The sequence below is a fragment of the Azospirillum sp. Sh1 genome (assembly GCF_008365135.1).
GTDB classification, from domain to species: Bacteria; Pseudomonadota; Alphaproteobacteria; order Azospirillales; family Azospirillaceae; genus Azospirillum; species Azospirillum oryzae.
Genome location: NZ_VTTK01000008.1, coordinates 1 through 24,476, shown reverse-complemented (window position 1 = coordinate 24,476; position 24,476 = coordinate 1). Strand labels below are relative to the sequence as shown.

Sequence of the window (24,476 nt, the reverse complement as noted above, 5' to 3'; positions counted from 1 at the left end):
TGTTGGCTTCCGCCTGCGCGAAAATCTTAGGGCGATACATCGCTCGGATGTTCGCAAAATTCGAATTGCATGCTCTAATATGCCAACGCGAATTCCGCAAAGGGGGCGGACATGGCGGACACCATGTTGGGCACAGCGACGGACGAAGGCCGTCCTTGGCAGGAGGCATCACGCCTGCCGGGCGACAAGCCGCGCGAGCGCAAGGTGGTAACGGCGATGTTCGTCGACATCGTCCGCTCCTCCGCCATCGTGGCCGGCCGTGATCCGGAGGATGCCGACGACCTGCTCCTCTCCATCCTGGATCGCGTGACGGAGGCGGTGCCGCGTTTCGAAGGCACGGTTACGCAGATGCTGGGCGATGGTTTCCTGGCGACCTTCGGCGCCCCCGGCGCCAAGGAGGACCATGCCCTGCGCGCCTGCCTGGCTGCCCAGGACATCCTCAGCGCAACCCGCGACGAACATGGAAGGCCGCTTTTCCAGATCCGCATCGGCATCAGTTCCGGCGACGCCGTGACCCATGTGGTGACCAACGGCCTGTGGACCGACTATCGTGCCGTCGGTGAATGCGTGCACATGGCCGCCAAGCTGCAGCAGCGCGCCGCCTCCGACACCGCTCAGCTCAGCCGCGACACGCTGGACCTGATCCCGGTCGGCGTGACGGCGCGCCCGATGGGAAGCCTGCGTTTGTCCGACGAGGTGGAGCCGATGCCGGCCTTCCTGCTCGACGGAGCCCGCGCCGTCCGCCGCACCGCCACCGACCTGCTGTCCGCCACCGACGCCCCCTATGTCGGCCGCGAGCAGGAGGTGGCGACCCTGTTCGCCATCGCCGATTCGGTGGAGGCCGGGGCACCCGCCCAGCTTCTGCTGCAGGGGGATGCCGGAATTGGCAAGTCGCGGCTGGTGGGGGAGTTTCTGCGCGATCCCCGCAGCCGGCGCTGGACTCTGCTGCAATGGCCGCAGATGCCGATCCGCCGTCTGGCCGATCCCGACGACCTCGAAGCGGTGGCGCTGAGCCTGGCGGAGCAGGTGGCGGGCCGTGCCAGCGAGGAAGGCGTCGGCTGGGTGTGCGAGGCCGCAGGCCGCCGCTCCGGTTCGCTGGCGGGCGACGCCGTGCGGGCGCTGTTCGGCCTGCCGGGGCTCGACCCGCTGTGGAGCGGCCTTGATGCGGCGCAACGCCTGTCGCTGGGCATCGAAGGCCTGGTGGGGGCGACGCTTGAACTCGCGGCTCCGGTTCCAACGCATGATGGCGCCGAGACCGATGGCGAGGGGGTCGTGGGCCGGCCGCTGCTGGTCCTGGTCGAGGATGCGCATTGGGCGCGGCCGGTGATGGTGCGGCTGCTGGATCGGCTGGCGGAAGCACTGCCGGGGTCCGGGTCGCGCCTGTTGCTGCTCGCCACCCGGCGACCGCCGCCGCTGGGGCCGGAATCGCGGGAGCAGGGCTGGAACGGCCGGCCGGGCGCGCGGCGCATGGAATTGGGTATGCTGTCGCCGGATCAGGTGCAGAGTTTCCTGGCCCATTGGCTGGGGCCGGACTGGTCGCTGGTGGAGTTGAAGGCCCAGGTCGCCACCCGCTGCCAGGGCGTTCCGCTCTATCTGGAAGAGGTTCTGCGCACGCTGGAGACAGCCAACGCCATCGAAGGCACGCCGGGATCCTACCGGCTGATCGACCCGCTGGTGGTCGACAAGCTGCCGCGCACGCTGCATGCGCTGCTTGGCGAGCGCATGGACCTGATGACGCTGGAGCGGCGCCGGCTGCTGATGAATGCCGCCGTGATCGGAACCACCTTCGATGCCGGGCTGCTGCAGGCGTTGACCTGCCTGCCCATGCCGGTCCTGTCCGACACGCTGGCCTATCTGGAGCGCGCCGGCTTCGTGCTGCGCACCCGCCTGCTGCCCAACCTGGAGTATTCCTTCAAGCACGCGCTGATCCAAGAGGTCGCCTACGCCACCCTGACGAAGTCCGACCGCCGGGCGCTTCATGCCCGCGTGCTGGAGGCGCTGCGCCACCGCCGCGACGCCGACCTGCCCAACCGCCTGGACCTGCTGGCCCACCACGCCTTCAAGGCGGAAAGCTGGGCGGCAGCACACCTGTTCGGCCGGCGTGCCGGCGTGCGGGCGGAGCTGCGCTCGCGGTTAGAGGACGCGAGCCGGCATTACCGGAACGCCTTGACTGCGCTTGACCGCTGCCCGGACACGCCGCGCAACCGGTTGCGTCGGATTGACGGCTCCATCGCCCTGGCACGCGCCAATCTTCCGCGCGGGCTCACTGACGCTGCTCATCCATTGGAACAGGCTCGGCAACTCTCCCTGGTCATATCGGACACACGACGCTACGCGCGGGCATCTTCGATGATGGCCGCAACGGAATGGGCGCATGGAAACATCGACCAAGCCATTCAGTACAGCGAGCAGGGTCTGGGAGCGGACAACGGCAAATTTGATCTAAACACCCGCATCCAGCTTCTGGTTCGGTATGGCGGTGTTCTGGCCGAGAAAGGTCGTTTCAGTGACAGTTGCCGCATTCTCGGAATGGCGCGCAAGATGCTCACAGGCGCCCAGCCTCGGGAGCGATTCGGGCTTGCCACCATCGGTGAAGTCGGAGTGCTCGCAAACCTAGCTCGCAGTTTTGCTGAAATGGGCTACGAGGTCGAGGCAAATTCCATTGCTCTAAGTGCGGTGGAAGCTGCCGAAGTTAGTGCACATAACTTTTCAAGACTATTTGCACTCGAACACTTAGGTCTGGTGCATCTCCTGCTCGACAATCATGTTAGCGCTCTACCTCACTTGGAGATGGCGCTGGAACTCTGCGGCACGACCAACTCGAAGCTCCACAGAGCTTTTCTACTTGGTGCCACTGGTTATGCACAAGTTCATTGCGGCCGGAGATCAGACGGCTTACATTTACTTAAGGAGTCTTTGCTTTCTGCTCGCAGAGAAGGCGGAAATGCTTACATCCACCAAGTTCATATCTGGTTTGGCGAGACATGCTTGTTAACTGGTGACGTGCCGGCAGCTCTGCATCAAGCGCTTCTTGTACAGGATTCCGCAAAAAGAACCGGCAGAGATGGTTATCTTATAAAAGCGCGCGCTCTTGAAGCCGAGGCTACATTTATCCAAAGTGGTGGCAACGCCTACGCAACTCAAATGTTGGCACAGGCAGAGCAGGAAGCGCGCAGTTTATTAATGTCTCGCGTCGCAGCAAGATGCGCTAAACGAAAAAATCCAATTACTGTTTTCTGATTTCAAGGTTATACCGAAAGGAAAACTGCTACGATCCGACAATCAACGAGATTCAGCCTGTCGGTAATAATCGAGAACGTAGTTGCGAATAGCACTTGTCAGTGGCGTGCTTGATGGCCGCAATGCATCCACTTCCCGACAAAGCTCCTGAACAGGCCTGCGTTCTTTACGGGCAATATCGTCCAATCCGCTCCAAACCACAGCCTCCAAACGAAGGCGGGCGCGCCGATCAGGCAACGGAATTGTACGCGACACCACCGTAGGCCAAGTCATCAAGGCGCTGAGATCGATTATGCCAGGCATGTGATCAACAGCCTTCTTTTGAATGAACATGGCCCCACTCCTCCCGTGTGCTGTGGGACAGCATCGCACGAGGCATGACGCTGTCTGCCCTTCTGTCTAATTCCAGATGCATAACCGGCACTGTGAAATTTTTCACAGCCGAACATCCCTTCGAATGTGAAGAGTTTGCCCGTCACCGCACACTTGAAGGATTAGCTCCATGAACGTTTCGATCTCCCAGGCTTCCATGATCCGTGGCGCCGATGGCCGTCTCTATGCCGTGACCGCGCATGGCGTGTCCGAGGTTGCCGACAGCGCCATCGCCACCGCCCGCACCCACATCCGTTCCGGCGACCGCGCCGGCTTCCAGTCCTCCGACCACGAAGCCGCCCGTATCCTGATCACCCCGGGCGCCTGATCGGGTTCCCGGTTCCGGTTCTTCGGACCGTGGCCACCAGCGCCGCTTCAGGTGCTGACCGGCCACGGACCCGGGAACGGGACGCGCCCTCTCGATTCTCCTCCGCCCCGGACAAGCCGCGATGCCCTTCGATCTGCTCGATGTCAAAGCCTCCGTTTCGGATGCGGTGAAGGCCCACACGGTCGGCACCCACCGGGTCATGGCGCCCGAACAGACCCTGGCACGGGTCGCCCCGTTCCTGCCGATCATGGGGATCACCCGGGTCGCCAACGTCACCGGACTGGATGCCGTCGGCATTCCGGTGGTGATGGTGACGCGGCCGAACTCACGCTCCATTTCGGTGTCGCAGGGCAAGGGAGTGACGCTCGCCGCCGCCAAGGCGTCGGGGGTCATGGAGTCGATCGAGAGCTATCACGCCGAACGCATCACCCTGCCGCTGAAGTTCGCCAGCTTCGAGGAGCTGCGCTGGACCCACCCGGTGGTGGACGTCGACCGCCTGCCCCGGCTGTCGACCGGCAGCTTCAACCCCAACAGCCCCATCCTGTGGATCGAGGGGCAGGATTTGCTGAACGGCGGCCCGAAATGGGTTCCGTTCGAGATGGTCCACCTGAATTTCACCGTGCCGATGGCCCCCGGCCACGGCGCCTTCCTGGCCGGCTCCAACGGGCTGGCGTCGGGCAACCACAAGGTGGAGGCGATCAGCCACGCCGTCACCGAACTGGTGGAGCGCGACGCGACCACCCTGTGGCGCCTGCAGGATCCAATTGGCCAAGCGACGACCCGCATCGACCTTGACAGCATCGACGATCCGGTCTGCCGCTCGCTGATCGACCGGTTCGAAGCGGCCGGCGTCGCCGTCGGCGTGTGGGAGACCACCAGCGACGTCGGCCTGCCCGCCTTCCTCTGCCGCATCGTCGAGCGCGAGGAGATGCCCCAGCATTCCATCCGCCCGGCCACCGGCATGGGTTGCCATGCGGCGCGCGAGATCGCCCTGTCCCGCGCCCTGACCGAGGCGGCGCAGAGCCGCCTGACCTTCATCGCCGGCGCCCGCGACGACATGCCCCGCGCCGAGTATGAGCGCCACCTCGACCCTGCCCATCATGCCCGCTGGAAGGCCATGATCGTGGAGGGCGCCGGCCGGCGCTCCTTCCACCATTGTCCGACCAGCACCGCCCCCACCATCGAGGCCGACCTCGCCCACCAGCTCGACCGGCTGCGTGCCGTCGGCATCGAGGAGGCGGTGGCGGTCGACCTGACCAAGCCCGAATTCGGCATCCCCGTCGTGCGCGTCGTCGTGCCGGGGCTGGAGGGTGCCGACGAATCCCCCGATTACCTGCTGGGCGAACGCGGCCTGCGCGTGCTCGGCGCCCAAGCCATGGAGAAGGCGGCATGAGCGGCGTCTATGTCTTTCTCGGCCCCACCCTTCCGCGTGAGGACGCGGCGCGGGAGCTGGACGCCACCTATCTGCCGCCGGTCGCCCAGGGCGACGTTCTGCGGCTGTGCGCGGAAAAGCCTGCGGCCATCGGCATCATCGACGGTTTTTTTGAAAGCGTGCCGTCGGTCTGGCACAAGGAAATCCTCTACGCCATCCATGCCGGCATCCCGGTGTTCGGCGCCTCCAGCATGGGGGCGCTGCGCGCGGCGGAGCTGTATCCCTTCGGCATGGTCGGCGTCGGCGCCATCTTCGAGGCGTTCCGCGACGGCCGGCTGGAGGATGACGACGAGGTGGCGGTGATCCACGGCCCGGCCGAGCTGGGTTACACCTCCCTGTCGGAGGCGATGGTCAACATCCGCCGCACCCTGTCCGACGCGACGGCCGACCGGGTGCTGACCGCCGAGACGGCCCTGCGCCTGGAATCCATCGCCAAGGAACTGCCCTACCGCGAGCGCGGATTTGGCCGGATGCTGCGGCTGGGCGGCGATATCGGCCTGCCGGCGTCCGAATTGGCGGCGTTCCGCAGTTGGTTGCCGCAGGGTCGGTTCGACCAGAAGCGCGAGGATGCCAAGGCGATGCTGCGCACCATGGCCCGGCGGCTGGGCCGTCCGACGGGTGACGATGCGGCGCCGGAGGCCCGCTTTCACTTCGAGCGCACCGTCCTTTGGGAACGTGCCCTGCGCGACGCGGCTCCGCTCGCGATGTAAGGGCGTATCCGCTAGACTGATCGCGCCGGGGTGGCGATGACCGCCAGCCCGGCGCGAAACTGTGCCTGGACGGATGGATGAACGCGCCGATGGATATTGCGGCGGTACTGAGGCGCAACCGGCTGCTCGGGGAACTCGATGCCGGGCAGATGGCGGAAATGCTGACGCTGGGCCGCATCGCCCGCTTCGATGCCGACCAGATCATCTTCGACAAGGGGGACCCCGGCGACAGCCTGTTCGCCGTGTTGAAGGGGCAGATCGCCATCCGCACCTCCTCGGCGGACGGCAAGACGATGCTGCTGAACATCCTGGAAGCCGGTGATGTCCTGGGCGAGATCGGCCTGATCGACGGGCGGGAACGCACGGCCGCCGCGATCGCCCTGCGGCCGGTCGAGCTTTACCGCATCGACCGGGCCGACTTCATCCCCTTCCTGGAACGCCATCCGCGCCTGTGCACCCGCATGATGGTCGTGCTGTGCGACCGGCTGCGCTGGGTATCGGAAAACATCGAGGACGCCGTCTTCCACGACGTGCCGCGCCGGCTTGCCCGCCGGCTGCTGCTGCTGTCGGACAGCTATGGGCAGCAGACTTCTGCCGGCCTGCGGCTGACCCTGCCGCTGTCGCAGGAAGCCCTGGCCAACATGCTGGGCGTCACCCGTGAAATGGTGAACAAGTGCCTCGGCGCCCTGCGAAAGGCAGGAGTGGTGACATATGCCAAAGGTTTTATCGTCATCAATGATCTGGCATTGCTAAAGGACATGGCCGGTGACCCCGAACGGGTTCCCTAGGGGGAATCCTTACCTGCCTAAAGTTTTGTTCCCAAAATGGGTTGTGGTCGCGTTATAGTGTGCATGCGTTGGGGGCAATCGCACGGGTAGCACGAGGGCTTAAGAGCATGTCGAGCGAAGGGAATAACAAATCTCGCGTCGATCAATTTACGGGCGTCGCTTCACTGACGTCCCGCACGCTCAAATTGTCCGGGCGCGATGTCACGATCCGATTGGAGCCGTCTTATTGGGAAGGGCTCGAAGAAATCTGCCGTCGGGAGGATCTGACGGTGGACGAACTCTGCTACGACGTCCGTGACCGCATGGAGCAGCAGGGCCGCCGCTCTTCCCAGGCCGGCGTGTCGCTTGCCAATGCCTTGCGCGTGTTCGTCGTCGGCTATTTCCGGCAGGCGGCGACCGAACGCGGCCATGCGCGTGCCGGTCATGGCCAGGGCCGCCCCTTCATCGCGACACCCTTCGACATCGTCCCGGTCACCAGCGACAGCTGACACCTGAAAAAAAGCCGGGACTCTTGGGGACAGGCCTATCGACCCGCCCCCAATGCGTTAAGCCGCCCGTCTTATTGGGCGGTCCAGCCGCCATCCATCGTCAGGGCCGCACCCCGCATGTTGCCGGCGGCCTCCGAGCACAGGAACACCGCCAGTTCGCCCAGCTGTTCCGGCGTAACGAAGGACTTGGACGGCTGCTTTTCGCTCAGCAGTTCGCGCCCGGCCTCCTCCACCGACAGGTTGCGCGAGGCGGCCAGCGCATCGATCTGCTTTTGCACCAGCGGGGTCAGCACCCAGCCTGGGCAGATGGCGTTGCAGGTGATGTTGGTCTCCGCCAGTTCCAGCGCCGTCACCTTGGTAAGGCCGATCACGCCATGCTTGGCGGCCACATAGGCCGACTTGTTGACCGACGCCACCAGCCCATGCACCGACGCGATGTTGATGACGCGGCCCCAGCCGCGCGCCTTCATGCCCGGCAATGCCGCACGGGTGCCGTGGAAGACGGCCGACAGGTTGATGGCGATCACCGCGTCCCAGCGTTCCACCGGGAAGGCATCGACCGGCGCCACATGCTGGATGCCGGCATTGTTGACCAGCACGTCCAGCCGGCCATAGGCCGCTTCGGCGGCGGCGACCATCGCCTCGATCTCCTCCGGCTTGGACATGTCGGCGCCGTTGTGGGCGACGCGCACGCCGAACTCCGTCGAGAGCGACCGGCACAGCTCGGCGATGTAGCCGGCATCGCCGAAGCCGTTCAGCATCAGGTCGGCGCCCTGGCCCGCAAGCTGCCGTGCGATCCCAAGGCCGATCCCGCTGGTGGACCCAGTAACGAGCGCGGCCTTCCCCTTCAGATTGGTCATTCTTCTTTATCCTTCGATCGGCATGGAACGGAGGTCCGGAGCGACGATCAACTCGCACCCGGTGTTGGCGATCACCTGCTCCACCGTGACACCGGGGGCGGTTTCCTTCAAGACGAGCCCGGCATCGGTCGGCTCGATGACGGCGAGGTCGGTCACCACCAGGTCGACGCGGCGGACCGAGGTCAGCGGCAGGGCGCAACGCTCGACGATCTTCGCCTCGCCCTTGGCGCTGTGCTGCATGGCGACGATCACCCGGCGGGCGCCGGTGACCAGGTCCATCGCCCCGCCCATGCCCGGCACCATCTTGCCCGGCACCATCCAGTTGGCGAGCCGCCCCTCGCGGTCCACCTGCAGGCCGCCCAGCACGGTGACGTCGAGATGGCCGCCGCGGATCAGCCCGAAGGAGAGGGCGCTGTCGAAGGACGCCGCCCCCGGCAGGGCCGAGATGGGCGAGCCGCCGGCGTCGGTCAGGTCGTGGTTCTCCGCACCGGTGATCGGGCCGGACATGCCGACGATCCCGTTCTCCGATTGGAAGAACACGTGGCGTCCGGCGGGGACATAGCGGGCGACCAGGGTCGGCAGGCCGATGCCCAGGTTGACGAGGTCGCCGTCCTTCAGTTCCAGCGCGACGCGCTTGGCGATCAGGGTCTTTTCATCCATGGCTCGATACTCCCCGATCAGCGCGGCTTGGAGGTGACGATGTGGTCGACCAGCACCGACGGCGTCATCACGGCGTCGGGCGGGATGCAGCCGACGGGCAGGATGTCCTCGGCCTCGGCGATGACGGTGGCGCCGGCCATCGCCATCAGCGGGTTGAAGTTGCGGGCGGTCAGAGCGTAGGTCAGGTTGCCGTACAGATCAGCCTGCTTGGCGGCGACCAATGCGAAGTCGGCCTTGATCGGCATTTCCAGCAGATAGGTCACGCCGTCGATCTCGACCTTGCGCTTGCCTTCCTCCACCGTGGTGCCGACGCCGGTGGGGGTCAGCACGCCGCCCAGCCCGACGCCGCCGGCACGGATGCGCTCTGCCAGCGTGCCCTGCGGCACCAGCTCCACCTCGATGTCGCCGGCGATCATCTGCTTCTGCGTCTCGGGGTTCAGGCCGATGTGGCTGGTGACGACACGGCGCACCAGCTTCTCCACCACCAGCTTGCCCAGCCCGTTGTTGGGCCGGGCGGTGTCGTTGGCGATGATGGTCAGGTCGCGCTTGCCCTGGCGGATCAACTCGTCCACCAGCCGGTTGGGGCCACCGACGGCCATGAAACCGCCGATCAGCAGGGAAGCGCCGTCGGGAATGCGCGCAACGGCCTCTTCCAGGGATATGAGCTTGTTCTTCATGATCAGACGATCCCGGTCAGGTAGTAGACGGCGATCACGAAGAAGACCGCCAGCGTCTTGATGCAGGTGACGGCGAAGATGTCGCCGTAGGACTGCCGGTGCGTCAGCCCGGTGACGCCCAGCAAGGTGATGACGGCACCGTTGTGCGGCAAGGTGTCCATGCCGCCGCTGGCCATCGAGGCGACGCGGTGCAGCACCTCCATCGGGATGCCGGCGGCATTGGCGGCGGTGATGAACTGGTCGGCCATGGCAGCCAGCGCGATGCTCATGCCGCCGGACGCCGACCCTGTGATGCCCGCCAGCGCGGTGACCGTCACCGCCTCGTTCACCAGCGGGTTGGGGATGGCTGACAGCGCGTCGCGGATCACCAGGAAGCCCGGCAGCGCCGCGATCACCGCGCCGAAGCCGTATTCCGACGCCGTGTTCATCGAGGCCAGCAGCGACCCGCCGATGGCGGCCTTCGTGCCCTCGGCGAAGCGCTGGGACACCGGCTTCCAGGCGAAGGCCAGCACCAGCAGGATGCCGCAAAGCAGCGCCCCTTCCACCGCCCAGATGCCGGCGACGGCGGAGACCTGCGTCACCAGCGGCTTGGCGCCGGGGGTCAGCGCCACCTCGCTGGTGGCGCCGTAAATGCCGGGAATCGCCATGGTGAACAGCTTGTTCAGCACGCCGACGGCGACCAGCGGCGACAGCGCCAGGATCGGATTCGGCAGCAGTTCGGACGCCACCGGCTCCGGCTCGTTGGTGTGGCCGGCGCCATAGCCCTCACCGCGCGCGATGGCAGAGCGCACCCGCCATTCCAGATAGATCAGCCCCAGCGTCAGGATGAAGACCGAGCCGATCAGGCCCAGCCAGGGAGCGGCATAGGCGTCGGTCTTGAAGAAGGTGGTGGGGATGATGTTCTGGATCTGCGGTGTGCCCGGCAGCGCATCCATGGTGACGGTGAAGGCGCCCAGCGCGATCACGCCGGGGATCAGGCGCTTGGGAATGTCGCCCTGCCGGAACATCTCCGCCGCGAAGGGATAGACGGCGAAAACCACGACGAACAGCGACACGCCGCCATAGGTCAGCAGCAGGCAGACCAGGACGATGGAGGTCACCGCACGCTCGCGCCCGACCAGCTTGATGACGGCGGAGACGATCGACTTGGAGAAGCCGGACAGTTCGATCACCTTGCCGAACACCGCGCCCAGCAGGAAGACCGGGAAGTACAGCTTCACGAAGCCGACCATCTTGTCCATGAACAGGCCGGTGAAGATCGGCGGCACGGCGGACGGATCGGTCAGCAGCACCGCCGCCAGCGCCGCCACCGGCGCGAAGAGGATGACGCTGAAGCCCCGGTAGGCGACCAGCATGAGGAACGCGAGCGCTCCCAAGCAGATCAGGAAACTCATTTGGACGATGCTCCCTCGGTGGTTCTTTTCGGATGGCCGACGTCTTGGATGTCGGTTCCGGGCATTGCGGCTGAGACAGCCGGCGCAGCCTCTCGTGGTGGACCCGGCTACGGGTGCATGCATCGATATGAGCAAGGGTCATGCCACTGGCAGGGAGCACAGTCGTCGCAGGCGAAACCTTTGACACCGCTGACTTTTTGCACTGCACACAAAACCGCAAGCCAAGTTTGCTGTCTCATATCAGAGACTAAACGCAGGCAAGAATCTCCTATTTGAGATTTCGTCTCATTTTCTAGACAGAGATCGCGGCGTGAAACGATCCCAGCGGCCGGCGGTTGAGCGGGCCAATGGAATGCCGCTTGACCTTCCAATCGCTGGAAGGCGCAGCCTGTCCCAATCGGGCATCACACGCCGTCAAGGGAGAAGACCCATGCTGACATTGAAGGTTTCCGGAATGACCTGCGGCCATTGCGCCCAGACCGTGACCAAGGCCGTGGAAGCCGTTCCTGCCGTGGATCGTGCGCTGGTCGATCTGAAGGCCGGCGAGGTTGCCGTCGAAGGCAACGCCGACGAATCCATCATCCGGCAAGCCATCGAGGATGCCGGCTATGAGGTGCAGGGCCGGGCGTAAGGCACCGGCGGCACAAGAAAATGGGCGCCGGACCATGCGGCCGGCGCCCATTCTCGGTGACGTTTTCCCGGAAGGTTCGTTGAAGGACTTTTATTTGGTCAGGATCAGCTTGTTGGCGCGGGTCACGCGCAGGCGGTAGCTCTGTCCGGCGTGCTGGATCACGATCTCGCGGCTGCCCGACATCAGACGGGCGGACTCGACCACCGGCAGGGACGCGGCGACGAAGGAAGCGGGAGCAGAGACGGCGATGTCGTGCATGGCGTGTCTTTCTTGCTGGACGGACGTTGCGGTCGGCGATGTCCGGGCGTGAACCCTGAACCGGACCCTACCCTCGCTCGACCTTAATTGCAAGTCATTCTCATTCGCTTTTAGAGTGCTCCGTTCCGATCGCCCTGGTCAGTCCCGAACCACGCTGCGAACCATCCAGCGCAGGCCCACCACCAGCAGCTTGTTGTATTCGTTGACCAGCAGGTTCGCGGTGCCGGGCCACATCCACCAATCGTCCAGATGGACGGTGGGAGCGACGACGGGATGGGGGACCAGTTCCACGTCGGGCATCGCCATCGCCAGTTCCAGCATGCTGCGGCGCATGTGATAGTTGGCCGTCACCAGACGAAGCGAACGGAACCCCTGGTCGCGCATCCAGTCCGCCGTCTCATAGGCGTTGCCGATGGTGCTGTCGGCGGAATAGCCCAGCGTGATGCAGCATTCCATCTCGGTCGGGGAATGGCGGGAGAGCTTCAGCAGTTCCTGCACCTCCACCCCGTCATAGACGCCGGACACGAACAGCTTCTTCGCCCGCCCGGCGGCCAGCAATTCCAGCCCGGTGACCAGCCGGTTGCTGCCGCCGGTCAGCACGACGATGGCGTCGGTCGGCCGTTGGGCATCGGCGCCGGTTGGGGGCGAGCGCGGCACGTCGGCCGCATACCAGAACAGACCGGCCAGCCAGGCAACCGCCAGCACCAGCACGCCGGTCAACAGATGGCCGATCGCCCGCGCCATCACCCCGCTGCCGCGCTGCCGGTGGTGGGTGAGGCTCATCGCGACCCCGTCACGGCATCGACTCCAGCGTGCGCAGCACGGTCCAGCGCGCAGTCGCCAGGGCCAGCAGGGCAAGCGCCGCCGGCACCAGCAGCAGAACCACCCATTGCCAGGGCTCCAGCGCCAGATCCGGCAGCAGGCTGGCCCGCAGGCCCTGGGAGGCGCGGTGCAGCCCATACATGGTGCCGCCGGCCAGCAGCAGACCGATCCCGCCGCCGCGCAGGCTCAGGGACACCACGTGACGCTCGAACTGGCGGGAGACATAGCGGTCGGTGGCGCCCATCAGATGCAGCAGCTCGACCACCGGCCGATGGATGGCAAGACCGGTGCGCACCGCGAAGACCACGGTCATCACCGCCGCCGCGCCGATCAGCACCACCACCCCCAGCGCCGCCAGCCGGATCGCCCCGGCGAAGGAGCGCAGGTCGGCCAGCCACACCGCATGGTCGTCCAGCGTCGCCCCCGGCGCCGCGGAGGTCAGGCGCAGGCGCAGGCCCGCGACGTCGACCGGCCCATTGGCGACGACGTCGATCATCCGCGGCATCGGCAGCAGCGGGTCGGAAGCACCCGATCCCAGCCAGGGCTCCAGCAGCCGGGCGATCTCGCCCCCGCTCAGCAGGGTCGCCGACCCGATCCCGGGGGTGGAGCGCAGCACGGTCAACGCCGCCTCCGCCCGCTCGTCCAGCGGCGCCACGGGAGCGCCCGGCATCGGCGCCACCTGCACGGTCAGCCCGCCGGCCAGCCCGCTGTCCCAACGTTGCGCCATGTCCGAAACCAGCATGGCGCCGGCCAGCGCCAGAGCCGCCAGGAACGCCATCAGCGCGGTGATCCAGCCGAGAAAGCGCGAGGAGGGATCGACCGCCAGCGGCAGGTCGGAACGGGGACGCACGGGGCGAAGCGCCATGCCGCTACTCCCACGCCGGGTCGTTGGCCCGCGCATCCTTGGCGCGGAGCTCAACGCGGCCGCGCGCCGGCAGCACCATCAGGCGGCCGTTGTCAAGATGCAGGCGCGGATGGTCGAAACGGCGGATCAGCGCTTCGTTGTGAGTGGCGATCACCACGGTGGTCCCCAGCTTGTACAGTTCCTCGAACAGATAGAGCAGCCGCATGCCGATGCCGTCGTCGACGTTGCCGGTGGGCTCGTCGGCCAGCAGCAGCCGCGGCCGGTTGATGACCGACCGGGCGATGGCGACCCGCTGCTTCTGCCCGCCCGACAGGGTCGACGGCTTGGCATGCAGGTGGTTGCCCAGCCCGACCCAGCGCAGGATCTCGCTGCAATGGGCGACCACGTCGGCCTCCGGCGTACCGGCCATGCGCAGCGGCAGCGCGACATTGTCCAGCGCCGACAGATGGTCGAGCAGCGCGAAATCCTGGAACACCACGCCGATCTGCCGGCGCAGTTCCGGCAGGTCGCGGCGGGTCACCATCGCCATGTCGCGGCCGAACAGGGTGACGAGCCCGCGCGAGGGCCGGTGGGCCAGATACATCAGCTTCAGCAGCGACGATTTGCCCGCCCCGCTGGCGCCGGTCAGGAAATGGAAGGATCCCGGCTGAAGGGTAAAGCTGATGTCGCGCAGCACCTCCGCCTCGGTGCCGTACCGCAAGCCGACATTCTCGAAACGAATCACGATCCCACCACAGCTCGCCATCCCCTCCACGCCGGGGACAATGCACCCGGCCGGGGGCGGAGTCCACCCCGCCCCGCAACCTGCCGCAATGCCCCCCTGTCCCCTCCCTGGCCACGCGGAATACTTGAGAAGTCGGCGAAGACCTGACAAGTTGCCGGCCATGATCTGGATCCGGTCCCTTGCCTTCAACATCGCGTTCCATCTCTGGACCGCGCTGATGTGCTTCGCCCTGCTGTGGATGCTGCTGCTGCCGCGTCCGCAGATGGTCGCGGTCGTGAAATGGTATCTGCGCACGGTCGGCTGGCTGGAGCGCACGCTCGTCGGCATCCGCTACGAGGTGCGCGGGCGCGAGAACCTGCCCGACGGTCCTTTCCTGCTGGCGGCCAAGCACCAGTCGGCCTGGGAGACGATGAAGCTCCACCTGCTGGTGAAGGACCCCGCGATCATCCTGAAGCGCGAGCTGATGTGGATCCCGATCTGGGGCTGGTACGCCGCCAAGGCGAAGATGATCCCGGTCGACCGTGGCGCCGGCGGGGCGGCGATCAAGTCGCTGATCCGCAACTCCCGCCCGGTGCGGGACGAGGGTCGCCCGATCGTGATCTTCCCGCAGGGCACCCGCGTCGCGCCGGGCACCTACCGGCCCTACCGCATCGGCGTCGGCGTGCTTTATGACAGCCTGGGCATTCCCATCGTGCCGATGGCGCTGAATGCCGGGCTCTATTGGCCGCGCCACAGCTTCCTGAAGCGCCCCGGCACGGTGGTGGTGGAATTCCTGCCGCCGATCATGCCCGGACGCCCGCGCGCCGAGGCGATGCGCGACCTGGAGGAGCGGCTGGAGGCCGCGAGCGACCGTCTCGTCACCGCCGCCGGCGGCCCACCGACCCTGCGCCCGTCGCAGCCGGAACCGGAACGGGACAAGCGCACGGTGACCGCCGTTTCGTAAAGGCGGTCGCCAACAACGGGCCACGACGGTTAATTCCTTGAGCACGGCCGCGTATCTGCCTACGCTCGCGCAACGAATCGCCGGAAGGGCCGGTTGAACCGGCTCCGGATGACGCGCGAGAGGAAGATGACGCAAACCGAGAAGCCCCAAAGGCCCACCCGGCGTCAGGACCGCTGGACGGGCCGATGGCGTGCCGCCGCCGTCGCCCTTCTGATGACGGTGCAGCCGCTGTCGGTCCCCGTCGGCGCAATCCTCACCGCTCCCGCGGCCCCAGCTCCGCTTGCCATCGCCGCCTCCGTTGCAGCCGTCACCCTGGCGCCAGCGGAGGCCGAAGCCCGTGCCGGCTCCAGCAGCCGGTCGTCGGGCGGGTATTCGCGGCCGTCGCGCACCCCGTCCATCGGCGGCGGCAGCGGCGGCTACACCCGCCCCTCCGCCCCGCGCACGCCCTCCACAGGAAGCGGCGGCGGCTGGTTCTCCGGCGGTTCTTCCAATTCCAGCGGCGGCTATGCCCGGCCGGGCAACAGTGCCCCGCCGGTCGCCGCCCCGCCCAGCTCGGCCGGTGACCGCAGCTTCAGCCAGCAGGGCTCGGCGGATGCGTTGAACCGCTACCGCACCAAGCAGGAGAACGACCGCACGCCGCCGGCCCAGCCAAGCGCTCCGCCGCCCGCCGCCTCCACCCAGGGCCGCAGCAACGGCTCCAGCGGATCGGGCTGGGGGTGGGGCTGGGGATCGGGCGGATCCTCCTACCGCACCCCGTCCACCCGGCCGGCGCCGGCCAATCCCTATGGCGGTTACGGCTGGAGCCCGCCGCCCTACACCTACAGCGCGCCGCGCCGCTTCGGCATCTGGGACGGGCTGTTCCTGTGGTTCATGCTCGACACGCTGACCCGGCCGGGCCATGCCGCCTTCTTCCACAACAACGCCGACGACCCCGGCTATCGCGAATGGCGGCAGGAGGCCGACCGGCTGGCCCGCGACAATGCGGAGCTGCGCGCCAAGCTGGACCAGCTCGACCAGTCGGTGGCCGCCCAGGCCGGAACCCCGCGCGAGGCGGGACAGCTGCCGCCCGACGTGCCGGCGGATCTGGCCCGCGCCGACTCCGCCAGTTCGGTGGACAGCGCCAGCGCGGCACAGGCGTCGCGCGGATCCGGCGGGCACGGCTTCTGGTGGTGGGGCCTGCTGCTGCTCGGCGTCGCGGTGCTGTTCCTGCTGTGGCGGGCGCGGCGCCGGATGGATGCGCCACCAAAATCGGGTCCAGTCGCCAACAGTCCTGTTTCCAAGGGCTCTGGCTCCAAGGGAGGATCGGACGTGCCCCTGTTCGGAACGATCGGCAATTACGTGAACCAGAAGCTCAGCGGCAAGACCTACAGCCCGTCGCTGTTCCGGCTGGGCATGACGGTCACCATCGACCCCACGCCCTTCCTGCTGGCGGAGAGCGCCACCAAGGTCAAGGCGCCGGACACCGGCACCGACCGGCTGGTGTCGATCGAGGCGGTCGGCACCGTCACCTCCGGCCCGGCCACCGTCTACCGCCTGCATCTTCCGGGCGGCGGCTTCTTCCAGATCCATCTCGGCCCCGACGGGCAGCCGGACGAGTGCCGCTATTTCACCCCGATCGACAGCGTCACCCCGTCCGACGAGGGCGAGTGGGGGTTCTGGCTGGACGATGCGGAGGGGATGATCGGTTGGCCGGAGTTCCAGACCAAGGACGGCAAGCTCTATCCCCGCATCTGGCAGCCGGGCGCCAGCCGCATCCAGCCCTTCACCCTCAGCGAGGCGCGCCAGACCCTGCGCGGGACCGAGACGGTGGTCAGCCAGTCGATGCTGTACGGCGCCCCGACCAACGCCGGGGATCCGGCGCCCGCCACCGAATACATCCTGGTGGAGGCGGTGGAGCGGTCCGGCCGCGCGTCGGTCGAGATCGCCGCCGGCATCGACGTGAATCCCGCCTCCCTCTCCCTGTCCTAACCCACACGACAAGAGTGCCGGCCCCATGGAAAGCACCTTCGGTTCCATCCTGACCGCGCTCGGCACCGGACTTCCGGTGCTGCTGGTCCAGCTCGCCACCGCGCTGGCGCTGCTGGTGGCGGGCGTCGCCGTCTACACCCGCATCACCCCCTTCGACGAGCGCCGGCTGGTTGCGGAAGGCAATGCCGCCGGCGGCCTGACGCTGGCGGGGTCCATCGTGGCGCTGGCCATTCCGCTGGCGGCGACGCTGGCGACCAGTTCCTTCGTGCTGGACATCCTGTTGTGGGGCGTTGTGGCGGTGATCCTGCAGCTGGTCGCCTTCGCCGTGGCGACCCTGCTGATCCGCGACCTGCGCGGCCAGATCGAATCGGGCAACGTCGCGTCGGCGGCGGCGCTGGTCGGCGTCCAGCTTGGGGTGGCGCTGATCAACGCCGCCGCCATGGCCGGATAGCAGGGGCGGGTCAAGGAAGGCCGGACCATCTCCCCCGGGAGGTAAGGATGGGGGTCTGGTTCCGGGATCGTCCCCTCCCCATCTGTGCAGGCGAAGCGTCCGTCGCCCCGTTGCGAGGGGGGCGCCTCCAACAACCCTTCTTCGACAGGAATCAGCCATGCTTGCCTTCATCCGCAACCTTATGGGTGTCAAGACCGACCAGGCCGTCCAGGGCGCCATGGAGGCGCTGGTGCGCTGGGATCCGAAGTCCGCGACCGAGGCGGAGCTGCGGACCATGGAGCAGCATCTGGACGGTCTGGGGCGTCAGGTGGCGGAGGCCCGCGCCATCCATGACCGCGAACAGCGCGAAGCCGACGCGATCAAGGCGCTGTCGAACCAGCGCATGGCCGCGGCCGAGCATCTGCAGCGCCAGATCGACGCCGAGACCGACCCGTCGCGCAAGGCCGCCCTGGAAAAGAGCCTGGAGACCGTCGTCGCCATGCTGGAGGAGATGGCTCCGGAGATCGAGCGCGAGGTCCGCGATGCGGTCGAGGCCCGCGAGTTCCTGGAGATGCTGGAAAAGAACTATGCCGACGCCGGCGCCAAGCTGAAGGCCGCCCGCGCCGAGCTGACCCGCGCCCAGCGCGACATGGGCCGCGCCGACCAGCAGCGCGCCATGGCCGAGCGTCAGGCCGAAGCCGCCCGACAGGCCGCCGGCCTCGCCGGCGCGACCAGCGGCCTGACCGTCGCGCTGAAGGCGATGCAGGACACCGCCGCCAAGGATCTGGCCGCCGCCGAGGCCGCCAAGGCCAAAGCCAAGCTGCTGCACCCCTCGACCCCGGAGAAGGAAGACCCCAACATCGCCGCCGCCCTGGCCGCCGCGTCGGGCAAGACCATGCCGACCAGCCTGTCCGACCGTCTGGCGGCGCTGAAGGCCAAGCAGGGCTGAGGGTGACGGGATCGGCGGGGGGAGACTCCGCCGATCCTTACCTCCTGGGGGATGGAACAGCGTGGAACGGTTTCCGGCGGCTGTTCCATTTGGCCGTTGGCCCGTCTGCCGGCCTTACAGACGGCCGAAGGCAGCCTTTCCGCCCTGACGCTCCAGCGCCGAGCCGAGGTTGGGGTAGGGATCGTCGGGGTTGAGGGTCCAGGGATAGACGCCCTTCGGCCCGGTCGATTCCGGGCGGGCGAGGATGGCGGCGACGGCGCGCGGATCGGGCGCAGTGCGTTCCCGGAAGGCACCGGGGATGCTGTCGTCGTCGAGTTCGGGGACGATGTCGGCAGACGGGTCGGCGGACAGGTCTTCCGACGGCTGCCGGGTTTGCGGTTGTTGAGCCGGCTGGGCGGCGAGACCGTCGAGGATGCCGAGCCGGTCGGCCAGCCAGCGCACGGTCGACGGATCGCCGGAGGAAACCAGCCGCTCGATCTGCTCGACGACCAGACTGCGCAGCGACGACAGGCGCAGGTCGGCCTCGCGGCTCAGGGCCTGCCGCTCCCACCAGACCCTGTGACGGAAATCCTTGGAGCCGTAATAGGCCCGCCACAGGGTGGTGCGGCTGCAGCCCATGGCGCGGGCGACATAGAGGAAGCTGCTGCCGCGCGCCAGCATGCCGGCGGCCATGATCCATTGTTCCTCATGGAATTGCGAACCGGGGACCAGCGAGCCTTCGGAAGGCACCGGCGGTTCTTCGGCCCAGAGGGGGAAATGGTCGTTCTGAAGGGTACGGCTGTCGAGGGCCATGGCGTCGCTCCGCAGGATGATGGGACGGTCGCGGAGAGGTTATAGGAAAATTATCCGCTCATGGCGTATTTTTGCGAAATCCGCTGCGAGCAATGCGTCGGGCCGTTATTCTGGGGCCGGTCACTGCGCGAGTGTAAACCGCTGATTCCGTGCGGCTTCGCGTGGGAGCGTTGCAAGAGTGTTCATCCCGCCGTTTCGCGATTTCACACAAGAATTGTGTTTCCTACACCCAATATTTGGGGCAAATTTAGCCGTTACCGATGGGGGCATGATGGGTAAGCTGGCGACAATCGGAAAGGCGACCATCCGGGTCCTCGGCAACGACCACCTTCCCCCGCATTTCCACGCCAAGGGCACCGACTTCGAAGCCCTGGTCTCGATCGAGACATTCGAGATCATCGCCGGCGACCTGCCCACCGCCATCCGCAAGGAGGTCCAGAACTGGAGGTCCAGAGCTGGGCCGCCGCCAACAAGGACCGGCTGGTGAGCGAGTGGAACGCCTGGAACCCAACATCCCCTTCGCCTGAAAGGAGGCGCGCCCATGATCCCGCCCGTCCTGCCGCAAGGCCCCCGCCCGATCCCGCGGCTCGCCGCGGTTGCGCCGGCCGCGGGTGCCGTCCTGGCGCTGACCTGGGACGACGGCCGCGCCGACCGCGTTGACCTGACCGGCTGGCTGGAATCCGGACACCCCTATTTCCACCAGCTGCGCGACCCCACCGTCTTCGCCTCCGCCCGCCTGGTCGACGCCACCACGGTGGAGTGGAACGGCGACGAGGATCTGGCCATCGACAGCATGCACCTCGCCCTGCTGGCCGAACAGCAACGCCCCTTCGGTCAGCCCGAGCTGATCGCTTGGCAGGATCGCCACGATTTGTCCAACCAGGAGGCGGCCGATCTGGTGGGGGTGCATGTCAACACCTGGTCGAACTGGCGCACCGGCGCCACCGCCGTGCCGGCCATGCTCGGCATCGTCTGCCGCGCCTTCAGCCGCGACCCGCTGCTGTTCGCCGCCCGCTACCGCCCCCGCCGGCCCGGCCGTCCGCCGGCGGCAGCCGAATAGGGGCAGCTATCGGCGAGCCGTCGTCACAGCTGAACAACAATCCGCCTCTCCTGCAGCCGCCCCCCAATCCTTACGTCTCGGGGGAGGTCACCTTCGCCGCTTTCGGCTTGCGGGCAGCGACCTCGAAGGCGACGTCCTCGATCATGCCGGCGGTGAGGGAGGACAGGGCCGATTTCAGGCTCGGCCAGTGGTTCATGCGGGCGGTGTCGGCGACGGCGGCGTTCTTGGCTTTCAGGACGAGGCGGCGGCCGCCCTGGGGGGCTTCCTCCACCCGGTCCGGCTCCAGTTCGGCCAGCAGCGGGGCGGGGACCTTGCCCTTCAGGGCGTGGAGGACGGCGGCCCACAGGGCCGTCACGTCGTCGGCGTCGGGCAGCGGGCCGAGATCGGCGAGGCCGGATTCCACCGGATCGGCAGGGGCGACGGTGTCGACCTTGCCGATGCGCCGCGCACGGCGGCCGGCGCTGTGGCGTTCGCGCTCCAGATAGGTCTCGGCCGCCTCCTCCTCGTCCTTGGCGAGGAAATCCAGGGTCACCGCCTCGATCTTGCGGCCTTTCCGCTTCATCTTGTCTTCCGGCATGCTGACACGGAAGGGGGCGAGCTGGTTCACCTCGGCGATGGCGCGGTCGATGGTGCGGGTGCGCAGGATGCCGAAATCCTTGTAGGCACCCTCCGGCACGTTCATCAGCTTGCGCAGCGTGTCGATGTCCAGTTCCAGCGACGGATAGTCCATCTGGTAGCGCTGCATGCCGATCTCGTAGAGCTTCAGCGCGTAGGTGCTGGTGACCTTGACCATCGCCGGCCCGGACAGCTTGGCCCACAGCTGCGACGAGCGCTGGATTTCCAGGAAGGCGTCGGTGAACTGAAAATGGATGTCGGCGGCGTCGCTGTCCTCCTCCTCCTCCGGCCGGACATAGCTGGAGAGGATGCGCAGCTCGGCGCGCGACCGGCGGCCACGGAAGGGGCCGATGACCACGAGGCTGGAGTCGAAGATCTCCTTCAGCGCGTCGAAGATGCGCTCGTTGCCCTTGTGGTTGCCGCGCACCACCCGCTTGGGCAGGCGGTAGAGCTTGTTGGCGAAGTTCTGGCTGCCGGCCAGATGGATCATGAAGTTCAGCATCTTCTGCGCCGGCAGCGACAGGCGCGTGCCGTTGGCGGGATAGCTGTAGACCGCCTCCGCCGCCTTGATCAGATGCTTGTAGCCGTCGCGCTCGAAGGTGGCGCTGGCGACGCGGGCGGTCAGGCCGGCGACCGGGGCGGCGGATTCGGTGCCGACCGCCGGCAGAGTGGCCGCCGCGCCGTCGCCGTCGATCACCGCGCCACCGGCCAGATCCTCCGGACCCAGCACGACGAGGTTGGGGGCGGCGGTCTTCGCCGTATTGGCCGTGTTCGCCTTGGTGGGCGCAGCCGCGTCCGACGGGACGGACTCCTCCGCCACCGCACCGCGCGCCTTCCTGCGCCCCGTACCCGCCATCGCCTTCCTCCCGCGAAATCGAGCGAGGCTAAATCAATCCTTACCCCAAAAACAAGTAAGGAAAGGGTCGCGCCGCAGAATCCCGATCATCCTTACATCCTGGGGGCGGAACCCTTACGCCCCGGGGGGTGTGCGACTCGCCCCCACCCGGTAAGGCTGTTTCCCCCACCCTGTAAGGAAGATTCGATGCGACTCGCGGACTCCCCTAGGGATTCGCGCCGACGAATCCTCTTAAAAGGGAAAGGGAGAGGCAAGCGCCCGCTAAGTGCCGGATCTGCCAAGGCTTCCCAGATGCGAATCTCAGCCGGACAGGCCGGTCGGGAGGGTTGCATGCCGCGAATCGGACCGACTCGAGTCACCGGAGGGGCCTTATGGGACCTGCTCTATCCTTACTGCCTGGGGGCATTCAGGCATTTTTGCTGTTCGGGGGTCGGTGGGCAAGCGCCATCCTTACGGCTTGGGGGCACCCGATGCCGGATCCAGGCCCCCGAGAGGTAAGGATGACGGGATTCTGCAGAGTTGAGAGTCCGATTCTGGGGCGTGTCAGGAGTCTCAAGGGCCTACCCGCCCCCAGGATGTAAGGAAGCCCGCCCCCAAGCCGTAAGGATGGATGGGCGGGCTCATCAGCGGCAATGGGGCGGGATCCGGCCCCCAGGAAGTAAGGATGGGAAGAGGGAATTGATTAAGTTTTTGATTTAAAATAATTTTTTAATGTGCCGCCAGCAGGAACAGCCCCTGGCCGAGATAGACGCCGGCGGTTCCCATCACCAGATAGCGGCTCCACAGGCGGAACTGGGCGTCGCTCATGCGGTCCAGAACGCGGCGGGAGAGATTCGTGCCCAGCAGGGCCATGGCGATCGACAGCAGGATCACCGTCCACTCCACCGTCTCGTCGGCGCTGCCGGCCACCAGCGGGGCGAAGTAAGCGATCTTCACCAGATGGCCGACCGACTGGATGGCGGCCTTGGTGGCGACAACGCTCTGGCGGGTCATGGCGCTGCGGATGAAGAAGGCGTCGAGCAAGGGTCCGGAGATTCCGGCGAGCAGCTGGATCCCCATGCAGAGGAAGCCGCCCAGCACGCCATGCAGCGGCTTCTGCGCGTTCAGCGCCCAGCGGGCGGGGATGGCCAGCGCCAGGAAGGGCGTCAGGCCAAGAATCAGCAGCGACACCGCACGGTCGGGCACGGCGCCGACCAGGGCGAACAGCAGGCCGGCCACGGAGCCGCCCAGCGCGAATCGCAGGATGATCGGCCAGACCACATGGCGGCGCCACAGCCACGCCCGCCAGCCGTTGGAGGCGAACTGGGTCACGCCATGCAGCAGCATCGCCGACGGCACCGGCAGCAGGATCAGCAGCAGGCCCATCAGCACCATGCCGCCGGCCATGCCGAACAGGCCCGACAGAAACGAGGTCACGAGAACGGTGAGGCCAAGCCCCACCATCAGCGGAAGCGTCAGCATGACGGAGCCCGAATGTCAGAGATGATGCGGAAAAACTCGCACGCGCGCGGTTGCGCCGCAAACGGCATTGTTCGATGCTGAGGCCCAGGAAAAGTTTGGGTCAAGTAAGGATGGACGCATGCGCCGACTGCCCTCGCTGAACGGTCTGCGCGCGTTCGAGGCGGCGGCCCGCCATGGCAGCTTCACCGCGGCGGCGGCGGAGCTGCATGTCTCGCAGGCCGCGATCAGCCGGTTGGTGAAGCTGCTGGAGGAGCGGCTGGGCTTCGCCCTGTTCGACCGGCGGGCCAACGCGCTGGTGCTGACCGAACGCGGCCGGGCGCTGCAGCCGGCCTTGACCGAAGCCTTCGACGGCATCGCCCGGCGGGTGGAACAGGTGTCGGCGATGCGGGCCGGGCCGGTGCTGACGGTGGGGATGGGGGCGACGGTGGCGGTGCGCTGGCTGATTCCGCGCCTGTCGAGCTTTCATCTCGCCCATCCGGAGATCGAGGTGCGGATCGCCACCGGCGGGGCGGGGGCGCCGATGAACGACGACTGGACCTGCGCCGTCCTGCTGGGCGACGGCCAGTGGCCGGGCTATGAGGCGGAGCGGCTGTTCTCCTCCAGCCTGCAGCCGGTCTGCGCGCCGCGGCTGGCGGCCGAGCTGCGCGGGCCGGCGGATCTGGCCGGCGCCACCCTGCTGCATGTGTCGCATTGGGGGGAGGACTGGCCGCGCTGGCTGGCCGCCGCCGGGGTGGCGGATCCGGCGGCGGCTTCGGGAATAAGGGGGCTGTCCTTCGGCAGCTATGCCATGACCTTGCAGGCGGCCATCGACGGCGTCGGGGTGGCGTTGGCGCCCCGGCTCTACATTCTGGACGACATCGCCGCCGGGCGGCTCGCCACGCCGTTCGGGCTGGCGGTGCCGATGGTCCATTCCTGGTATCTGGTCCATCGCGCCTCCCGCCGCGAGGATGCGGGGCTGGCGCCCTTCCGCGACTGGCTCTATGCGGTGTGCGCGGAGGTGGGGTGAGAGGTCGTGGGTTTTTATGCTACGTATCGGATCTCATCACGAGCTTCCTTCGACCGTCATTCCCGCGAAGGCGCACTGCTGTCCGGGATTTTCAGGGCTCGGCCAGTTTGAGGCTGAGTTGGCGGTCTGGCGGTCGTTTTTGCGGTG

General features: G+C 67.1%; 26 protein-coding genes. 14 read left to right on the top strand and 12 right to left on the bottom strand.

Features of this window, described 5'->3' with window-relative positions; all coding sequences use genetic code 11:
• The first annotated feature begins 111 nt into the window (after positions 1–111).
• Entirely contained in the window at positions 112–3,240 is a 3,129-nt protein-coding gene (locus tag FZ029_RS10290; protein WP_149269166.1) for an adenylate/guanylate cyclase domain-containing protein, read from the top strand.
• A gap of 42 nt (positions 3,241–3,282) precedes the next feature.
• On the opposite strand, the gene FZ029_RS10285 is transcribed toward FZ029_RS10290, so the two are convergent.
• The gene (locus tag FZ029_RS10285) at positions 3,283–3,573 is read right to left on the bottom strand and encodes a ribbon-helix-helix domain-containing protein (protein ID WP_149269165.1); all 291 of its coding nucleotides are present in this window, start codon (positions 3,571–3,573) and stop codon (positions 3,283–3,285) included.
• 169 nt (positions 3,574–3,742) lie between these two features.
• Here FZ029_RS10285 and FZ029_RS10280 point away from each other — a divergent pair, with 169 nt between their 5' ends.
• The 5 genes from FZ029_RS10280 (at position 3,743) to FZ029_RS10260 (ending at position 7,358) form a co-directional block, all read left to right on the top strand.
• Positions 3,743–3,940: a hypothetical protein gene (locus FZ029_RS10280; protein ID WP_149198826.1), complete on the top strand. Its 198-nt coding sequence runs from the start codon at positions 3,743–3,745 to the stop codon at positions 3,938–3,940.
• A 121-nt stretch (positions 3,941–4,061) separates the two neighbouring features.
• Positions 4,062–5,333: a YcaO-like family protein gene (locus FZ029_RS10275; RefSeq protein ID WP_149269164.1), complete on the top strand. Its 1,272-nt coding sequence runs from the start codon at positions 4,062–4,064 to the stop codon at positions 5,331–5,333.
• The gene (locus tag FZ029_RS10270) at positions 5,330–6,082 is read left to right on the top strand and encodes a TfuA-like protein (protein WP_149269163.1); all 753 of its coding nucleotides are present in this window, start codon (positions 5,330–5,332) and stop codon (positions 6,080–6,082) included. The genes FZ029_RS10275 and FZ029_RS10270 overlap by 4 nt, the downstream gene beginning before the upstream one ends.
• Before the next feature lie 77 nt (positions 6,083–6,159).
• Complete coding sequence (locus FZ029_RS10265; RefSeq protein ID WP_149198829.1) at positions 6,160–6,870, top strand: Crp/Fnr family transcriptional regulator; 711 nt, start codon at positions 6,160–6,162, stop codon at positions 6,868–6,870.
• Positions 6,871–6,977: 107 nt separating this feature from the next.
• Positions 6,978–7,358 carry a ribbon-helix-helix domain-containing protein gene (locus FZ029_RS10260; protein WP_149269162.1) on the top strand — a complete coding sequence of 127 codons (381 nt, stop codon included), beginning with the start codon at positions 6,978–6,980 and terminating at the stop codon, positions 7,356–7,358.
• Between the two features lie 71 nt (positions 7,359–7,429).
• Here the strand turns inward: FZ029_RS10260 and FZ029_RS10255 are convergent, their stop codons facing one another.
• The 4 genes from FZ029_RS10255 to FZ029_RS10240 are packed head-to-tail and all read right to left on the bottom strand — an operon-like array spanning position 7,430 to position 10,949.
• Positions 7,430–8,218, bottom strand: coding sequence for a 3-hydroxybutyrate dehydrogenase (locus FZ029_RS10255; RefSeq protein ID WP_149198831.1), 789 nt, complete (start codon positions 8,216–8,218; stop codon positions 7,430–7,432).
• A 6-nt stretch (positions 8,219–8,224) separates the two neighbouring features.
• Complete coding sequence (locus FZ029_RS10250) at positions 8,225–8,878, bottom strand: 3-oxoacid CoA-transferase subunit B (RefSeq protein ID WP_149198832.1); 654 nt, start codon at positions 8,876–8,878, stop codon at positions 8,225–8,227.
• Between the two features lie 17 nt (positions 8,879–8,895).
• Positions 8,896–9,555, bottom strand: coding sequence for a 3-oxoacid CoA-transferase subunit A (locus FZ029_RS10245; protein WP_085091945.1), 660 nt, complete (start codon positions 9,553–9,555; stop codon positions 8,896–8,898).
• A gap of 2 nt (positions 9,556–9,557) precedes the next feature.
• Positions 9,558–10,949, bottom strand: a complete 1,392-nt coding sequence (locus FZ029_RS10240) for a GntP family permease (protein ID WP_149269161.1) — start codon at positions 10,947–10,949, stop codon at positions 9,558–9,560.
• Positions 10,950–11,379: 430 nt separating this feature from the next.
• Here FZ029_RS10240 and FZ029_RS10235 point away from each other — a divergent pair, with 430 nt between their 5' ends.
• The gene (locus FZ029_RS10235) at positions 11,380–11,580 is read left to right on the top strand and encodes a cation transporter (RefSeq protein WP_149269160.1); all 201 of its coding nucleotides are present in this window, start codon (positions 11,380–11,382) and stop codon (positions 11,578–11,580) included.
• A 90-nt stretch (positions 11,581–11,670) separates the two neighbouring features.
• Here FZ029_RS10235 and FZ029_RS10230 read toward each other — a convergent pair whose 3' ends face one another.
• From FZ029_RS10230 to ftsE, 4 genes are all read right to left on the bottom strand, one after another.
• Positions 11,671–11,838 (bottom strand): hemin uptake protein HemP, encoded by a 168-nt coding sequence (locus FZ029_RS10230; RefSeq protein WP_083897402.1) that lies wholly within the window; start codon positions 11,836–11,838, stop codon positions 11,671–11,673.
• Positions 11,839–11,976: 138 nt separating this feature from the next.
• Positions 11,977–12,621: a YdcF family protein gene (locus tag FZ029_RS10225; RefSeq protein ID WP_149269159.1), complete on the bottom strand. Its 645-nt coding sequence runs from the start codon at positions 12,619–12,621 to the stop codon at positions 11,977–11,979.
• A 10-nt stretch (positions 12,622–12,631) separates the two neighbouring features.
• Positions 12,632–13,525 (bottom strand): hypothetical protein, encoded by an 894-nt coding sequence (locus FZ029_RS10220; protein ID WP_149269158.1) that lies wholly within the window; start codon positions 13,523–13,525, stop codon positions 12,632–12,634.
• A gap of 4 nt (positions 13,526–13,529) precedes the next feature.
• On the bottom strand, positions 13,530–14,249 hold the full coding sequence (gene ftsE, locus FZ029_RS10215; protein ID WP_149269157.1) for a cell division ATP-binding protein FtsE: 720 nt from the start codon (positions 14,247–14,249) through the stop codon (positions 13,530–13,532).
• Between the two features lie 160 nt (positions 14,250–14,409).
• On the opposite strand from ftsE, the gene FZ029_RS10210 reads away from it, so the two are divergent.
• From FZ029_RS10210 to FZ029_RS10195, 4 genes are all read left to right on the top strand, one after another.
• Positions 14,410–15,192, top strand: coding sequence for a lysophospholipid acyltransferase family protein (locus tag FZ029_RS10210; RefSeq protein ID WP_149198839.1), 783 nt, complete (start codon positions 14,410–14,412; stop codon positions 15,190–15,192).
• 126 nt (positions 15,193–15,318) lie between these two features.
• Complete coding sequence (locus FZ029_RS10205) at positions 15,319–17,160, top strand: DUF2491 family protein (protein WP_247892246.1); 1,842 nt, start codon at positions 15,319–15,321, stop codon at positions 17,158–17,160.
• A gap of 25 nt (positions 17,161–17,185) precedes the next feature.
• Positions 17,186–17,611, top strand: coding sequence for a DUF350 domain-containing protein (locus FZ029_RS10200; protein ID WP_149198841.1), 426 nt, complete (start codon positions 17,186–17,188; stop codon positions 17,609–17,611).
• A 157-nt stretch (positions 17,612–17,768) separates the two neighbouring features.
• On the top strand, positions 17,769–18,539 hold the full coding sequence (locus tag FZ029_RS10195) for a hypothetical protein (protein WP_149198842.1): 771 nt from the start codon (positions 17,769–17,771) through the stop codon (positions 18,537–18,539).
• Positions 18,540–18,653: 114 nt separating this feature from the next.
• On the opposite strand, the gene FZ029_RS10190 is transcribed toward FZ029_RS10195, so the two are convergent.
• Positions 18,654–19,331: a hypothetical protein gene (locus FZ029_RS10190; RefSeq protein ID WP_149269155.1), complete on the bottom strand. Its 678-nt coding sequence runs from the start codon at positions 19,329–19,331 to the stop codon at positions 18,654–18,656.
• 268 nt (positions 19,332–19,599) lie between these two features.
• Between FZ029_RS10190 and FZ029_RS10185 the strand changes: the two genes are divergently transcribed.
• Both FZ029_RS10185 and FZ029_RS10180 read left to right on the top strand, forming a co-directional pair.
• On the top strand, positions 19,600–19,818 hold the full coding sequence (locus FZ029_RS10185) for a DUF4160 domain-containing protein (protein ID WP_247892245.1): 219 nt from the start codon (positions 19,600–19,602) through the stop codon (positions 19,816–19,818).
• A gap of 54 nt (positions 19,819–19,872) precedes the next feature.
• Positions 19,873–20,391, top strand: coding sequence for a DUF2442 domain-containing protein (locus tag FZ029_RS10180; RefSeq protein ID WP_149269154.1), 519 nt, complete (start codon positions 19,873–19,875; stop codon positions 20,389–20,391).
• 70 nt (positions 20,392–20,461) lie between these two features.
• Here FZ029_RS10180 and FZ029_RS10175 read toward each other — a convergent pair whose 3' ends face one another.
• Both FZ029_RS10175 and FZ029_RS10170 read right to left on the bottom strand, forming a co-directional pair.
• The gene (locus FZ029_RS10175) at positions 20,462–21,862 is read right to left on the bottom strand and encodes a replication initiation protein (RefSeq protein WP_149269153.1); all 1,401 of its coding nucleotides are present in this window, start codon (positions 21,860–21,862) and stop codon (positions 20,462–20,464) included.
• 708 nt (positions 21,863–22,570) lie between these two features.
• Positions 22,571–23,323, bottom strand: coding sequence for a sulfite exporter TauE/SafE family protein (locus tag FZ029_RS10170; protein ID WP_149269152.1), 753 nt, complete (start codon positions 23,321–23,323; stop codon positions 22,571–22,573).
• 118 nt (positions 23,324–23,441) lie between these two features.
• Between FZ029_RS10170 and FZ029_RS10165 the strand changes: the two genes are divergently transcribed.
• Positions 23,442–24,329 (top strand): LysR substrate-binding domain-containing protein, encoded by an 888-nt coding sequence (locus FZ029_RS10165; RefSeq protein ID WP_149269151.1) that lies wholly within the window; start codon positions 23,442–23,444, stop codon positions 24,327–24,329.
• The last annotated feature ends 147 nt before the right edge of the window (positions 24,330–24,476 follow it).

Bases quoted from the DNA above. Each gene is read 5' to 3' on its own strand.
- FZ029_RS10260 (WP_149269162.1), top strand. From the start codon at position 6,978: ATGTCGAGCGAAGGGAATAACAAATCTCGCGTCGATCAATTTACGGGC.
- FZ029_RS10175 (WP_149269153.1), bottom strand. From the start codon at position 21,862: ATGGCGGGTACGGGGCGCAGGAAGGCGCGCGGTGCGGTGGCGGAGGAG.
- FZ029_RS10165 (WP_149269151.1), top strand. From the start codon at position 23,442: ATGCGCCGACTGCCCTCGCTGAACGGTCTGCGCGCGTTCGAGGCGGCG.
- FZ029_RS10180 (WP_149269154.1), top strand. From the start codon at position 19,873: ATGATCCCGCCCGTCCTGCCGCAAGGCCCCCGCCCGATCCCGCGGCTC.
- FZ029_RS10170 (WP_149269152.1), bottom strand. From the start codon at position 23,323: ATGCTGACGCTTCCGCTGATGGTGGGGCTTGGCCTCACCGTTCTCGTG.
- FZ029_RS10195 (WP_149198842.1), top strand. From the start codon at position 17,769: ATGCTTGCCTTCATCCGCAACCTTATGGGTGTCAAGACCGACCAGGCC.
- FZ029_RS10275 (WP_149269164.1), top strand. From the start codon at position 4,062: ATGCCCTTCGATCTGCTCGATGTCAAAGCCTCCGTTTCGGATGCGGTG.
- FZ029_RS10265 (WP_149198829.1), top strand. From the start codon at position 6,160: ATGAACGCGCCGATGGATATTGCGGCGGTACTGAGGCGCAACCGGCTG.
- FZ029_RS10200 (WP_149198841.1), top strand. From the start codon at position 17,186: ATGGAAAGCACCTTCGGTTCCATCCTGACCGCGCTCGGCACCGGACTT.
- FZ029_RS10245 (WP_085091945.1), bottom strand. From the start codon at position 9,555: ATGAAGAACAAGCTCATATCCCTGGAAGAGGCCGTTGCGCGCATTCCC.
- FZ029_RS10210 (WP_149198839.1), top strand. From the start codon at position 14,410: ATGATCTGGATCCGGTCCCTTGCCTTCAACATCGCGTTCCATCTCTGG.
- FZ029_RS10255 (WP_149198831.1), bottom strand. From the start codon at position 8,218: ATGACCAATCTGAAGGGGAAGGCCGCGCTCGTTACTGGGTCCACCAGC.
- FZ029_RS10225 (WP_149269159.1), bottom strand. From the start codon at position 12,621: ATGAGCCTCACCCACCACCGGCAGCGCGGCAGCGGGGTGATGGCGCGG.
- FZ029_RS10205 (WP_247892246.1), top strand. From the start codon at position 15,319: ATGACGCAAACCGAGAAGCCCCAAAGGCCCACCCGGCGTCAGGACCGC.
- FZ029_RS10285 (WP_149269165.1), bottom strand. From the start codon at position 3,573: ATGTTCATTCAAAAGAAGGCTGTTGATCACATGCCTGGCATAATCGAT.
- FZ029_RS10190 (WP_149269155.1), bottom strand. From the start codon at position 19,331: ATGGCCCTCGACAGCCGTACCCTTCAGAACGACCATTTCCCCCTCTGG.
- FZ029_RS10230 (WP_083897402.1), bottom strand. From the start codon at position 11,838: ATGCACGACATCGCCGTCTCTGCTCCCGCTTCCTTCGTCGCCGCGTCC.
- FZ029_RS10250 (WP_149198832.1), bottom strand. From the start codon at position 8,878: ATGGATGAAAAGACCCTGATCGCCAAGCGCGTCGCGCTGGAACTGAAG.
- FZ029_RS10280 (WP_149198826.1), top strand. From the start codon at position 3,743: ATGAACGTTTCGATCTCCCAGGCTTCCATGATCCGTGGCGCCGATGGC.
- FZ029_RS10185 (WP_247892245.1), top strand. From the start codon at position 19,600: ATGATGGGTAAGCTGGCGACAATCGGAAAGGCGACCATCCGGGTCCTC.
- FZ029_RS10240 (WP_149269161.1), bottom strand. From the start codon at position 10,949: ATGAGTTTCCTGATCTGCTTGGGAGCGCTCGCGTTCCTCATGCTGGTC.
- FZ029_RS10235 (WP_149269160.1), top strand. From the start codon at position 11,380: ATGCTGACATTGAAGGTTTCCGGAATGACCTGCGGCCATTGCGCCCAG.
- FZ029_RS10220 (WP_149269158.1), bottom strand. From the start codon at position 13,525: ATGGCGCTTCGCCCCGTGCGTCCCCGTTCCGACCTGCCGCTGGCGGTC.
- FZ029_RS10290 (WP_149269166.1), top strand. From the start codon at position 112: ATGGCGGACACCATGTTGGGCACAGCGACGGACGAAGGCCGTCCTTGG.
- FZ029_RS10270 (WP_149269163.1), top strand. From the start codon at position 5,330: ATGAGCGGCGTCTATGTCTTTCTCGGCCCCACCCTTCCGCGTGAGGAC.